Origin of the sequence: Acinetobacter sp. 5862, assembly GCF_024494585.1 — a bacterium.
GTDB lineage: Bacteria > Pseudomonadota > Gammaproteobacteria > Pseudomonadales > Moraxellaceae > Acinetobacter.
In genome coordinates, this window is sequence record NZ_JANHGP010000058.1 from 1 (window position 1) to 13967 (window position 13967).

Consider the following 13967-nt stretch of genomic DNA (forward strand, 5'->3'; position numbering starts at 1 on the left):
CCACGGATGATTGGAGTGTCATCACCTGGGAAGTCATAAGTAGAAAGAAGTTCACGAACTTCCATTTCTACTAATTCCAGTAATTCTTCATCATCAACAAGGTCACACTTGTTTAAGAATACGATAATGTAAGGTACACCAACCTGACGTGAAAGAAGGATGTGTTCACGAGTTTGTGGCATTGGACCATCAGTCGCAGCACACACAAGGATCGCGCCGTCCATCTGAGCAGCACCCGTAATCATGTTTTTAACATAATCGGCGTGGCCCGGGCAGTCTACGTGAGCGTAGTGACGGATTGGAGAATCGTATTCTACGTGTGAAGTATTAATTGTAATACCACGTGCTTTTTCTTCAGGAGCTGAGTCGATTTGTGAGTAATCTTTCGCTTCACCGCCGTAAGTTTTTGCACAAATCGTTGCAATCGCAGCAGTTAAAGTTGTTTTACCATGGTCAACGTGACCAATTGTACCCACGTTTACGTGTGGTTTATTACGTTCAAACTTGGCTTTAGCCATGATGATCTTCCTTTATAAACTGCTCATGAGGGTCGCCCATGAGCACTTGGTTTTTTAACTAAATTTTAGTTGGGTAATATAGTAATCGAAAGATTACTCGTCGTCACCTTTTTTACCGCCAGCTTGGAACTTAGCGATGATGCCTTCAGCCACGTTACGTGGAGTTTCAGCATATTTAGCAAATTCCATAGAGTATGTCGCACGACCTTGAGACATAGAACGCATTTGAGTCGCGTAACCAAACATCTCAGCCAATGGAACTTCTGCTTTAATTGCTTTAGTTCCACCAGGAAGATCGTCCATACCTTGAACCATACCACGACGACGGTTTAAGTCACCCATGATATCGCCCATGTAGTCTTCTGGAGTTTCTACTTCAACTTTCATGATAGGTTCAAGAAGAATTGGGTCTGCTTTCATGAAACCATCACGGAACGCATAAGAACCAGCCATTTTGAACGACAATTCATCAGAGTCGACATCGTGGTAAGAACCGTCAAAAAGAACAGCTTTAACGCCTACAACTGGGTAACCAGCCAAGACACCATTCTTCATACGTTCTTGAATACCTTTATCAACTGCACCGAAGAATTCTTTTGGCACTACACCACCAACAACTTCTTCAGCGAATTCGTATTCTTTACCAGCAGTTTCAACATCAAGTGGCTCTAAACGAACATATACATGACCGAATTTACCTTTACCACCTGTTTGACGTACGAATTTACCTTCTTGCTCAATAGTTTTCTTAATCGTTTCACGATAAGCAACCATTGGTTTACCGATATTCGCTTCAACACCGAACTCACGTTTCATACGGTCAACGATGATATCAAGGTGAAGCTCACCCATACCAGCAATAATTGTTTGACCAGATTCTTCGTCAGTACGTACACGGAACGATGGATCTTCTTTCGCCAAACGACCTAAAGCAATTGACATTTTTTCTTGGTCAGCTTTAGTTTTTGGTTCAACAGCCAATGAAATTACTGGCTCAGGGAATTCCATACGCTCAAGTGTAATGATGTTTTTCTCATCACATAATGTATCACCCGTAGTAACGTCTTTAAGACCTACACACGCTGCGATATCACCTGCACGGATTTCATCAAGATCTTGACGCTCATTCGCATGCATTTGCACGATACGACCGATACGTTCACGCTTAGACTTAACTGGGTTATATACTGGGTCACCTTGTTTAAGAACACCAGAATAAACACGTACGAAAGTTAAGTTACCAACGAATTTGTCGTTCATGATTTTGAACGCAAGCGCAGAGAACGGAGCTTCGTCAGATGCTTCACGAGATGCTTTAGTTTCAGCTTTATCGTCAAGGATACCTTCGATCGCTTTAACTTCTGTTGGCGATGGTAAGAATTCAATCACAGCATCCAACATACGTTGAACACCTTTGTTTTTGAACGCTGAACCACAAAGCATCACTTGGATTTCAGATGCTAATGTACGAGCACGTAAACCTGCAACGATGTCTTCTTTAGAAAGATCACCCTCTTCAAGGTACTTGTCCATTAACTCTTCAGAAGCTTCAGCAGCCGCTTCAACCATGTTAGTACGCCATTCGTTAGCAGTATCAACTAGGTCAGCAGGAATCTCACCATATTCAAACTTCATACCTTGAGATGGTTCATCCCAGATAATCGCTTTCATTTCAATAAGGTCTACAACACCTGCAAATGTATCTTCTGCACCGATTGGTACAACGATAGGCACAGGGTTACCGCCTAAACGAGTTTTAACTTGCTCTACAGCACGGAAGAAGTTTGCACCAGTACGGTCCATCTTGTTCACGAATGCTAAACGAGGCACTTTATATTTGTTTGCTTGACGCCATACAGTTTCAGACTGAGGTTGTACACCACCAACAGCACAGTAAACCATGCACGCACCGTCAAGAACACGCATAGAACGCTCAACTTCAATTGTGAAGTCAACGTGTCCCGGTGTATCAATTACGTTGATACGGTGTTGTTCGAATTGGTTGCCCATACCAGACCAGAAACAAGTCGTAGCAGCAGAAGTAATGGTAATACCACGCTCTTGCTCTTGTTCCATCCAGTCCATTGTTGCTGCACCGTCGTGTACTTCACCAATTTTGTGAGATACACCTGTGTAGAACAAGATACGTTCAGTTGTAGTTGTTTTACCTGCGTCAATGTGCGCAGAAATACCAATGTTACGGTAACGAGTAATCGGGGTTTGGCGAGCCATGATGTCTTACATTCCTAAATGTTATCTTTAAAACAGGACGCATCAATTAAATTGATGCGCACGAATATCCAAGCAGGCAACTTAAATACCCGCAAAGCTCCCACTTTGATAAAGAGCGATGTTGAATCGAGCTGCTGTACGCATGAATATTCTCCTGATGAGGGACTGTTTTATCCGTTTAGAAACGGTAGTGAGAGAAGGCTTTGTTGGCTTCAGCCATACGATGCACGTCTTCACGTTTTTTGATCGCTGCACCTTTACCTTCAGCTGCATCAAGCAACTCACCAGCAAGACGTAAAGCCATCGTTTTTTCAGAACGCTTAGCAGCAGCATCTACTAACCAACGCATAGCCAAGGCAGTACGACGGGATGGGCGTACTTCCATAGGTACTTGATAAGTAGCACCACCAACACGGCGTGCTTTTACTTCAACCATAGGACGAACTTTTTCAAGAGTAGTCTCGAAAAATTCAACTGGGTCTACTTTGTTTTTTTCTTGAACACGCTCTAAAGCACCGTAAACGATACCTTCAGCTACAGATTTTTTACCATCTTGCATTACGTGGTTCATGAATTTAGCGATTGTTTGGCTGCTAAATTTTGGATCTGGAAGGATCTCACGAGCAGCGACTACGCGACGTCTTGGCATTTTAATACACCTAATATTATGACACTTCAGGATGATCCAGCAGTTTGTACAAGTGCCATGTACGCTACGCTGGCCTTACTATACGTCGCTTGAATTACAAATCTATGAAGAATTCAAACAAGCGAAACGCTAAAGGGTTGTTTGGGCTGGTTGCCTAGAATTACTTCTTAGGACGTTTAGCACCGTATTTAGAACGTGACTGGTTACGATCTTTCACGCCAGCACAGTCTAAAGAACCACGAACGGTATGGTAACGTACACCTGGTAAGTCTTTAACACGACCACCACGGATTAGAACAACACTGTGCTCTTGTAAGTTATGACCTTCACCACCGATATAGCTTGATACTTCAAAACCAGAAGTTAAGCGAACACGGCAAACCTTACGCATTGCTGAGTTAGGTTTTTTAGGAGTAGTCGTATATACACGTGTACATACACCACGACGTTGTGGACAAGCCTTCAACGCAGGAACTTTTGATTTTTCAATCAAAGTTGTACGACCCTTACGGATCAACTGATTTGTTGTTGCCATTTGGCAATTCTCCCGTGATTAAACAACCTTAAAAAGAAAAACACCTCTTTTTAAGGGCACACAATTGTAAGCCAAGAAGTAAAAATGGTCAACAATGCAAGATAAAGCAACTGCTGACCATTTCTATAATTTTGTTGTTTTATTGATGTCTAAATCATACCAACAAATAATTAACTATGTTTCGTTGATGTAGGTTCAATATCAATTGTTTTCGGTTCAGTAGATAGTTCAGCTTCATCAGAACTGAGTAATTCATTTGATTGCTCTTTCGAAGCAGGTTGCTGTTCAGTATGTTCGTGCTTGACCACATGCTCCGATGCAAGCTGTTGAATACCCTGCTCAACGTTTTCATTCGTCTGAATTTCTTTAGCAACATGATCTTTAGATTGCACTGAAACATTGGTAATCACATCATTTTTGCTTTCATCAACACTACTTATTGCATTTGTCGTAGTCTCTGTTGCATTTAACAATCGTGAATTTGGCTTTCTCAATAATACTTCCGCTTTGTAATAGGCTTCTAAGGGTGAAATATCTTCATTCGGATATTCATTCAAATAAAAACGTGCTGCCCCGAAAACAGATTGTGCCTTGTGTCCAACATCTTCGAGTAAACGCCAACTATAAAAGCCACCTAAAGCAGCACCAGCAACTGGTGTTAACTTACCAATCACAGATGCTTGAGGGATATGATTTAACCACCCCCATTTAAACTGTCCGTCATCATCAACTAACCATTTCTTTACAAGCTCAACATCGTTGCTCGATCCAAGCAACTGCTGAAATTGTTGTAAATCATGGGTTTCTAACATCGACTTCAACGCTTTTAATGCAATCAATAATGTTTGTTTTTCAGCAATAATACCCAAATCAATTTCTTTAAAAATAAAGGCAACCACTTCTTGATCTGCCTCATCGGCCAAATCAAAGCCATGAGAGCGACCCGTTTGATAAATTGTTCTTAGTGCTAGAACAATCGAGGCAGGAATATCAACAGCTGCACCCCAAACTCCTGTAGCACCCGTGATAACGCCTTGCGCAGCGGCTAATAATTTATTTTGTTCGATTAATGCCTGACTTAAACGTTGAGAACGCCCCGTATCTTGAGTGAGTTCGGTAATATCCTTTACACCTGCTTCTTCCAGAATCTTTTCTGTAAGTGAAGTATTCGAGCTAAAGTCATTCAACCACTGAAATAAATAATCAGAAACTTTTTCGCCCATGTCAGGTGAAATGAAAGAGGCAACATTATTTACTTTTGTGTAATGACGACCCAAAAGTTGATGGGACAATTTAGGTAACTGTTGACGTAACATATGTTGTGGGCTTTCGTATTGCTCAATCTCAAATGGGCTTTTAAAATGCGCCTTCCCTTCGATCACATTCGATGAATCTGTAGATCCAGTTGCTAATGTTTTAGGCGCAGTTTGAAGTTTTTGTATTTCTGAACTGAGCTTTTTAGCCACTCCAAAGGCTTGGGTAAATAAACCTGAAGATTGCTTGTTTTTAGATTTTGTCATCAAGTACCTCTGTTCTATAATCTTTGCATGTCTAGGTAAATACTAGGTTGAATGCAAATTTATCTCAACTTTTATCTGTGTTCTTTCATTACCTTTTGTCTCAACTACATTTATATTTACGAATATTCACACAACTAGAAATAGGCATAAAATTTGCCATAAGAAATAAAAAACCTTTCTGCTATGATGGTGTCATTCACTCATAAGCCATTTAAATCGTTATTTTCTCCTGATTTGTACTTATAGCGATATGCACAAGGCTTCGTATTACCATAAAAGGGATCTGTAAATGAAACGTGTTGTAATCACTGGTATGGGCATTAACTCATGTATCGGTAACTCTTTAGAAGATGTCACTCATTCTTTAAAAAATGGAATCTCAGGAACACGTTTTAATCCAACTTATGCCGAATTAAATTTTAAAAGTCATGTCAGCGCTGCTGCTGAACAGGATTTTGATGGTATTGATCGTAAAATCAAGCGTTTTATGGGTGTGTGTGCAATGTATGCTTATAACGCAGCGATTGCAGCGGTAGAACATGCGGGTCTAAAACAAGAGGATCTAGCAAATAACCCTCGTTATGGTATTGCAGGTGGTAGCGGCGGTAACTCAACTGCATCAGTTGCAGAGATGGTTAAACTATTAGAAGAAAAAGGCGCACGTAAAATTGGTCCTTTCTTTGTTCCTCGTAATATGAGTAATACCATTACCGCCAATGTCGGCGTTGCATTAAAACTACAAGGTATTGCTCATTCAATTACCAGTGCCTGTGCAACTTCTGCTGATGCAATTGGTTATGCTTACAACCTGATTCAATTAGGTAAACAAGATTTAATGCTTGCTGGTGGTGGTGAAGAAGATCACTGGTCTCAAAGCTTACTTTTTGATGCTATGGGTGCATTGTGTTCTAAATATAACGATACACCAGAAACAGCATCTCGTCCTTATTCAGCGGATCGTGACGGTTTCGTGATCGCTGGTGGTGGTGGTTTCGTTATTCTTGAATCACTTGAACATGCACAAGCACGTGGTGCGAACATCTTAGCTGAAGTTGTTGCTTATGCAGCGAACAGCGATGGTGCAGATATGGTTGCTCCATCTGGGGAAGGTGCTACGCGTTGTATCCTCATGGCACTAGAAGAAGCCAAACAACACGGTGTTGAGCATATTGATTATGTCAATACTCACGGGACTTCAACACCAGCAGGTGACGTGACTGAACTTAAGGCAATGGAACGTGCTTTTGGTGAGGGTCAGGTTCCTCCACTTAGTTCAACTAAATCAATGACGGGTCACAGCTTAGGTGCTGCGGGTGTTCAAGAAGCAATCTATTCTGTATTGATGATGCAAAATGACTTTATTGCTCCAAACATCAACGTGACTGAGCTTGATGAAGGCGCACAAGGTTTCGATATTGTACTTGAAAAACGTGATGCAAAACTGAATACTGTGATGAGTAACAGTTTTGGTTTTGGCGGCGTAAACGCTTGCCTTATTTTCAAGAAGTGGGATGCATAATCCTGCGTAGGATTATCGATGGATGCACCTTCTGATGCTTTTTTGTGGGTAAAAGCATTACATATTATTGCTGTGGTTTGCTGGTTCGCTGCATTGTTCTACTTACCACGTCTTTATGTTTATCATGCCATGAGCGAAGATACCGTTAGTCATCAACGCTTTGAAGTGATGGAACGCAAGTTGTATCGTGGAATTATGTGGCCATCGATGATTGCCACACTCATTACCGCCCACTTTCTGGTTGACTGGGGGGATGCGACCCGACATTATCATGAAGCCTTATGGTTCTATTTCAAAGTCGGTCTGGTTGGATTATTGGTGATTTACCACTTTGTCTGTGGTTATTACCGCAAAAAGCTAATTGGTAATGCGCACTATAAATCGCACAAGTTCTGGCGTTTTTTTAATGAAATGCCAACCTTGATCTTATTTACCGTGGTCATCTTAGTGGTCGTAAAACCTCAGTTCTAACTGGGGTTTTTTTATTCTAAAATATTCTGATCACCCTCACTTTTCCTATCTATAGTTCAAATGATCAAATCATTTCAAACATATATACAAAGATTAAAGGCAGGCTTCATTGCAAACCTAATCCTTTATCTTAAAATGAATGAGTTCCAATATCGTGGATTGACGTCGGGCGAAATCGCCATGGCACGCCCCGTATTTGGCGACTTGATTAACTATGCAGAAGTTAAGATTTTCAATATCCCCTATCTCCCTTGGCAGCCTGTTAATATTTTTATGGCACCAAACGGCAATCTATTTGTACATAAACAACATTTTTATCAGGATTATTCAAATTGCTCATTAGACCTTCAGGCAATTTTTATTCATGAACTCGCCCACATCTTGCAATTTCAACAAAAAACCAATGTCATCTTAAAAGGAATGTTGTTACAGACAGGCTACTATCTTAGTTTTAAAAAGTATAATCCCTATCATTATCAATTTATTCAAACCAAGACTTTCACCAGTTACAACATTGAACAACAAGGTGATATTGCACGAGATATTTTTTTAAAGAAGATTCCAAATATTATTTTGAATCAATAAAAAGCCCTGTCGTTTATTTACAGGGCTTTTCAACTTGAAACATGATTAGCAATTCTATGCTGCTGTGTTTTTACTGCTCTCTGAGCTAAGTTCATGACTATCATCCATTTCAGTCGTAAAATCTACACGCATCGCATCTTTAACAATTGTACCGATACGTCCCACACCAATTGCCAATCCAAAAGCAATTACTGGATATAAGATTGTTGGAATCACCATAACTTATTACCTCTCATCAAAAGTTTAATTAATCAAACTTACTCTGACTCTTGTACTTGCTCTTGGAACATTAAAGTACCAATACGACCAACTACAACAGCTAAACCAAACGCAATTACTGGAAAAAATACAACTGACATTTCTATTACCTCTTTTTATATGCGAAATGCATATTTTTACTGTTACATCTAGTGTACAGATGTTCACATTAATTAGGATAATAGCAGTGGACATTTGTACACTCAAGTGTAGCAAAAGGATTCCCGACGAACGGTCAAAAAAGATTCAATTCAATAAAATTATGTTTTTGATAGATTTAAATTTTACGAAAACTCTAATTTTTTGTATTTTTTTATCCCATTACCGAAATAAGCTAAAAGAGTGTTTCTATTCATGTCATTGAACTGTCATTTCGGTATGCGAAAGTGACACGAAGAAAAAGAATAAATGACAATGCTAAGTTTATTCATAGTCATGCACCATCACTACGCAACCATTTAAAAATGTTGCTCTTTAAAACAGAAAAACTTGTTATTTTTACGCAGAAAAATGTGCAATTAGTATATATTAGACACCTTGTCATTTTTCTTTAAGATATAGAATACTTGGCGCTATGATATACAACGTTCTTTAAAATTATACTTACACAAATCAAGAACTTGTATATCAGCACTTGTTAAGACTTAGGATTAGGTTTGAATGAAAAATTTTAAAATTGCCCTTGCTCAATTTTCTCCGCATATTGGCAATATTGACGCAAATACTCAAAAGATGGTTGAGCAAGCAAATTTAGCGAAACAACAACAGGCTGATCTGATCATCTTCCCTGAACTTTCTACGCTAGGTTACCCAGCTGAAGACTTATTACTTCGCCCAAATTTACAAAAACGCACTCAAAAAGCGTTCGCTCAATTAAGTGAAGTAAAAGATATCGTCATGGTATTCGGTTTCGTACATCAAACTGAAGATGGTCACCGTTACAACTCAGCCGCAGTGATTAAAGATGGGCAAGTTTTAGGAATATACAACAAACAGAACTTACCAAATTATGGCGTCTTTGACGAAAAACGTTATTTCCAAGATGGCCATCAGCATCTCGTTTTTGAGTATTTAGGTCATAAGTTTGGTGTACTGATTTGTGAAGATGTTTGGTCACTGCATACCGTCAAACAACTTAGCCAACTGAATGTTGAAACTGTGCTTGTCTTAAATGCTTCTCCGTATGAAGTCGGTAAACCGCAGCATCGCATCCAAACATTAAATGAACTCGCAAAACAATTGAATCTGAATATTGTTTATGTCAATCAAGTGGGTGGACAAGACGATCTTATTTTTGATGGTTCAAGTTTTGTTAGTAATAAAAATGGCGAACTTGCATTACAAGCACCAAGTTTTCAAGAATCTGTTTATGTGACTGAATATGATGCAGAGCAAAAACAGTTTAAAACTGCTAATGCCATCCCAACTTTAGATACTTTTGCTGAAATCTATCAAGCATTGGTTATGGCAACACGTGACTACGTACAACGCTCGGGTTTCCCTGGTGTGATCTTGGGCTTATCGGGTGGAATCGATTCAGCCTTGACACTTGCTATTGCTGTTGATGCGATTGGTGCTGATAAAGTACAAGCCGTGATGATGCCTTATACTTATACCTCTCAAATGAGTGTAGAAGATGCAACAGAACAAGCACGTCGCATGGGCGTAACTTTCGGTATTGCAGAGATTCATCCAATCGTAAATAGCTTCATGCAGACCTTATTCCCGTTCTTTGGTAACACACCAGCGGATGCAACGGAAGAAAACTTACAAGCGCGTACCCGTGGTACGCTGCTCATGGGTTTATCAAATAAGTTTGGCAACCTTGTACTTTCAACAGGTAACAAGTCTGAAATTTCAGTCGGTTATTGCACACTGTATGGTGATATGGTCGGTGGCTTCTCTGTATTAAAAGATGTCTATAAAACCATCGTCTTCGAGTTAGCAAAATACCGTAATACTTTAAGTGAAACCCCTGTAATTCCAGAGCGCGTGATCAGCCGACCTCCTTCTGCCGAGTTACGCCCTGATCAAACTGACCAAGACTCTTTACCAGCTTACGATGTACTTGATGCGATACTTTATGCATACATCGAAGAAGATCAAAGCCAAGCAGACATTATTGCAAAAGGCTACGAAGCTGAAGTGGTTGAAAAAGTAATACGCTTAGTTGATCGTAATGAATACAAGCGTCGTCAGGGTGCAATTGGCCCACGGATTAGTTCACGTGCTTTCAGTCGCGAACGACGCTACCCTATCGTCAATGGATGGACCGCGAATGACTGAAAAAATTGTTTCTGAAAAGTCACAATTACTTGCTCAAGCACTTATGCTTGAGCAAGTGGCATTTTATAAAAATCAACTTACTACACAGCTTTCTGCTGAGTTCTTTCAGCAGTTTATTCAGTTGTTTCTACAACATGCACCAAATATCAAACTGAAAGAAGTAATAGAGCTTGAACAAATCCAAGCTGTTGTTAAGCGTTATGCATTTGAAATGCAGCTTGGTGCTGGACTGTTAGAGTTTATTGGTGAAATTGCTCAACGCTTGCATGTTTTTTCTTTACAGTATTCAGCACATTTAGAAGATGTTTTTTCAGATCACCAATTTGAAATGTGGTTATCTAAATTTCTCGAATTAGAAAATATTCGACATTATTTAAACCACTTCTTGAAAGAAAGCCCTTCAATTCAGCAATTATGCCAATATATTGCAACCACAACTTTACAAAATAAATTACCAAAATTATTTTCACAATCTGACGAAGAACAAATTTCTGAAAGCAAATATCAGTGGCAGCAGAAACTAAAGACTTTTTCACATCGTCAACAACAACGCATTGAACAGAAAATCGAAGAAAGTATTGCTCGCTTTATCCAAGAACAACTTGCCGATTTAAGCTTACTTTCAAACGATGACTTAGAAAGTTTGGCGCGTAATATTTGGGAAGATAATAAAGCTAAACCTTTATCTGAATACACCAAACAAGTCACACCTCTGGATGTTGAAGAATTCTTTGTCATGATTTATGAATACTGGAAAGAGCTACGCCAATCTTCCTATATTCAGGATCTCATCCTATACGGCGTAAAAGTTTTTTACGATTTTTATGAAGACGAAAACTTAGAGGATGTATTTGCTGCGATCGGAATTGAAGAGTCAGATCTTCAAAATGAAGCTGTACGTTTTTATCCTAAAGTCGTTGTAGCCTTAGATGAACATGGTGTATTAGAACCTATCATTACCATGATCATAAAACCTTTTTATGAAAGTCATCAAACTCTAGCGACAATTGAAAAGCATTTATAATTATTATTTTTCTGCCGAGATATATTGAGGCTAAATCAATATATCTCTTTAATTTTCTAATTCAATCACATTAAAGCTAATTAACTAAAGCCATCAGAAAACCTGATGGCTATTCTTTTTTTATCTTAAATCTATAAATAATATTCGGTTGATGCTTGGTAGGTTGAGTAGCCAATAAAAGTACATAAAAAAAACCACGCAGGAGCGTGGTCTATAAAATGGTGGCTATGACGAGACTTGAACTTGTGACCCCCGCATTATGAGTGCGGTGCTCTAACCAACTGAGCTACATAGCCGTAAACTGTGGGCGCATTATCTTAACTTTCAATACACACGTCAAGCACAATTTCAAAAAATTTGAGAAGTGGGCCTATAAGCCGGGTTCTGTCGAGGACGATCATTCCTCTAGGCGTACAATCACTCATACGCTCAAGCGACCTACCCGAATCCAGCACGGGCCGTGCCTCAGGATTCCTATTTGGTCTTGCTTCTGGTGGGGTTTACCTTGCCGTGAACTGTTACCAGACACGCGGTGCGCTCTTACCGCACCCTTTCACCCTTACCTCACGAATGAGGCGGTCTACTCTCTGCTGCACTTGCCGTCGACTTTCGCCGCCCAGGCGTTACCTGGCACCTTGCCCTATGAAGCCCGGACTTTCCTCCCCTGTTTCAGTCACGGAGACCTCCACAGCAGCGACCGTCCAGCCCACTTCGTGGCGCATATTATCAAAGTTAGAAATTAATTGCTCGCATTTTTTTGTGCAGTTAATTTTTTATATTTTGCCATCAACTCATCTTGTGACTCGACATGCTGAGGATCAAGCGGAATACAATCAACTGGACAAAATAACTGACACTGTGGCTGATCATGATGCCCAATACACTCTGTACAAAGTGCAGGGTTAATTTCATAAATCAATTCCCCCATATAAATGGCTTCATTGGGGCATACTGGTTCACAAACATCACAGTTAATGCATTCATCAGTAATATAAAGAGACATCTACCAACCTTGCTGATGTTTACGTTCAAATGCCTCAACAACAACAGCGGGCACAAACTTATTCACATCACCTTTCAATCGAGCAATTTCTCTTACTAATGTTGATGAAATAAATGAATATTGCTCTGATGGGGTTAAAAATACTGATTCGAAATGAGGATCAAGCTGGCGATTCATATTTGCCAACTGGAATTCATATTCAAAATCTGAAATTGCTCTTAAACCACGCAGTACCGCTGTTGCACGTTGTTCTCGAAAGAAATTGACCAACAAACCATCAAAACCCACAAACTCTACATTAGACAAATGGCTTAATGAAGCTTTTGCGAGTTCTACACGCTCTTCTAAACTAAACACTGGATTTTTATGATGACCAATTGCAATTGCAACTACAACTTCATCAAACATTTTTGATGCCCTTGTAACCAAATCAACGTGCCCATTGGTAATTGGATCGAAAGTCCCTGGATAAATCACACGTGTTTTAGACATGCGTTGTACTCTAGTGAATGAGATAAGGTACATATTTTAACAAATGTTTGCGTTAAACGCGAAATTCCTAAACGATGGAAAAAGATTGCGTTTTACGGCACAATAGATGCAATTGTGGAAGTTTGAATTATGGTTAAAGCAACAGTCGTAAAAAAACATAATGGTGGTACGATTGCTCAAAATAAAAGAGCACGCCACGATTACTTTATTGAAGAAAAATTTGAAGCAGGCATGGCATTACAGGGCTGGGAAGTCAAGTCCTTGCGTGCTGGACGTATGACGCTGTCTGAAAGTTATGTCATCTTTAAAAATGGTGAAGCCTTTTTATTTGGTTCACAAATTCAGCCGTTATTGTCTGCATCAACGCATGTGGTTCCTGAGTCAACGCGAACCCGAAAACTATTGCTGTCTCGCCGTGAGCTGGAAAAACTTTTGGGTGCCGTCAATCAAAAAGGTTATTCATGTGTACCTTTAGCTTGTTATTGGAAAGGTCATTTGGTTAAGCTAGAAATCGCACTTGTTAAAGGGAAGCAATTACACGACAAACGTGCTACCGAAAAAGACCGTGATTGGCAAAGAGATAAAGCGAGAATGTTACATAAATAAATTGAGGATTTACTCAAAATAATTTGGGTAAATCCTTCTGTAAACAACTCAAATAAGTGTTACAAACTATGTAACCCGATCATTATAATGTGAAAAATATCACATATTTAAAAGATTTCCGCTCTTAGTTCAAACCAATACAGTCAAGATTTTTATTGAAGGGTTAAAAGACTATGTTATTATTTGTAAGGTAAAGGTTATTAGTGGAATACCCTGATAGGCTCAAGATGACTAGGATGACTAGGATGACTAGGATGACTAGGATGACT

General features: G+C 39.5%; 14 protein-coding genes, 1 tRNA gene and 1 other RNA gene. 6 read left to right on the forward strand and 10 right to left on the reverse strand.

Annotated elements, in window-relative coordinates:
* The 5 genes from NO346_RS11335 to NO346_RS11355 form a co-directional block, all read right to left on the reverse strand.
* A partial coding sequence (locus tag NO346_RS11335; protein ID WP_256415217.1) for a GTP-binding protein occupies positions 1-518 on the reverse strand: 518 nt, incomplete at its 3' end.
* A gap of 93 nt (positions 519-611) precedes the next feature.
* Positions 612-2750 (reverse strand): elongation factor G, encoded by a 2139-nt coding sequence (gene fusA / locus NO346_RS11340; protein WP_005158306.1) that lies wholly within the window; start codon positions 2748-2750, stop codon positions 612-614.
* Positions 2751-2928: 178 nt separating this feature from the next.
* On the reverse strand, positions 2929-3399 hold the full coding sequence (gene rpsG, locus NO346_RS11345) for a 30S ribosomal protein S7 (RefSeq protein WP_004638185.1): 471 nt from the start codon (positions 3397-3399) through the stop codon (positions 2929-2931).
* A 160-nt stretch (positions 3400-3559) separates the two neighbouring features.
* Complete coding sequence (gene rpsL / locus NO346_RS11350) at positions 3560-3934, reverse strand: 30S ribosomal protein S12 (RefSeq protein ID WP_004638184.1); 375 nt, start codon at positions 3932-3934, stop codon at positions 3560-3562.
* A gap of 170 nt (positions 3935-4104) precedes the next feature.
* Entirely contained in the window at positions 4105-5454 is a 1350-nt protein-coding gene (locus NO346_RS11355) for an EcsC family protein (protein WP_256415218.1), read from the reverse strand.
* Positions 5455-5743: 289 nt separating this feature from the next.
* Between NO346_RS11355 and NO346_RS11360 the strand changes: the two genes are divergently transcribed.
* From NO346_RS11360 to NO346_RS11370, 3 genes are read left to right on the forward strand one after another with little or no spacing between them, the layout of a single operon-like run.
* Entirely contained in the window at positions 5744-6973 is a 1230-nt protein-coding gene (locus tag NO346_RS11360; RefSeq protein WP_087548382.1) for a beta-ketoacyl synthase N-terminal-like domain-containing protein, read from the forward strand.
* A gap of 18 nt (positions 6974-6991) precedes the next feature.
* Positions 6992-7444 (forward strand): protoporphyrinogen oxidase HemJ, encoded by a 453-nt coding sequence (hemJ, locus tag NO346_RS11365; protein ID WP_256415219.1) that lies wholly within the window; start codon positions 6992-6994, stop codon positions 7442-7444.
* A gap of 60 nt (positions 7445-7504) precedes the next feature.
* Entirely contained in the window at positions 7505-8029 is a 525-nt protein-coding gene (locus NO346_RS11370; RefSeq protein ID WP_087544684.1) for a hypothetical protein, read from the forward strand.
* Between the two features lie 54 nt (positions 8030-8083).
* Here NO346_RS11370 and NO346_RS11375 read toward each other — a convergent pair whose 3' ends face one another.
* A complete protein-coding gene (locus NO346_RS11375) occupies positions 8084-8248 on the reverse strand; it encodes a hypothetical protein (protein WP_004913964.1) in 165 nt (54 codons plus the stop codon).
* A gap of 699 nt (positions 8249-8947) precedes the next feature.
* On the opposite strand from NO346_RS11375, the gene NO346_RS11380 reads away from it, so the two are divergent.
* Together NO346_RS11380 and NO346_RS11385 are read left to right on the forward strand one after the other, a co-directional pair.
* A complete protein-coding gene (locus NO346_RS11380; RefSeq protein ID WP_256415220.1) occupies positions 8948-10573 on the forward strand; it encodes an NAD+ synthase in 1626 nt (541 codons plus the stop codon).
* The gene (locus NO346_RS11385; RefSeq protein ID WP_256415221.1) at positions 10566-11597 is read left to right on the forward strand and encodes a hypothetical protein; all 1032 of its coding nucleotides are present in this window, start codon (positions 10566-10568) and stop codon (positions 11595-11597) included. Before NO346_RS11380 ends, NO346_RS11385 begins: the two co-directional genes overlap by 8 nt.
* Positions 11598-11816: 219 nt before the next feature.
* On the opposite strand, the gene NO346_RS11390 is transcribed toward NO346_RS11385, so the two are convergent.
* From NO346_RS11390 to coaD, 4 genes are all read right to left on the reverse strand, one after another.
* Positions 11817-11893 (reverse strand) — tRNA-Met (locus NO346_RS11390).
* Between the two features lie 61 nt (positions 11894-11954).
* An RNA gene (gene rnpB / locus NO346_RS11395) (RNase P RNA component class A) lies at positions 11955-12310 on the reverse strand.
* A 26-nt stretch (positions 12311-12336) separates the two neighbouring features.
* Positions 12337-12600 (reverse strand): YfhL family 4Fe-4S dicluster ferredoxin, encoded by a 264-nt coding sequence (locus NO346_RS11400; protein ID WP_004663486.1) that lies wholly within the window; start codon positions 12598-12600, stop codon positions 12337-12339.
* Positions 12601-13092, reverse strand: a complete 492-nt coding sequence (gene coaD, locus NO346_RS11405; RefSeq protein ID WP_256415222.1) for a pantetheine-phosphate adenylyltransferase — start codon at positions 13090-13092, stop codon at positions 12601-12603.
* Positions 13093-13221: 129 nt separating this feature from the next.
* Between coaD and smpB the strand changes: the two genes are divergently transcribed.
* A complete protein-coding gene (gene smpB / locus NO346_RS11410) occupies positions 13222-13698 on the forward strand; it encodes an SsrA-binding protein SmpB (RefSeq protein ID WP_256415223.1) in 477 nt (158 codons plus the stop codon).
* The last annotated feature ends 269 nt before the right edge of the window (positions 13699-13967 follow it).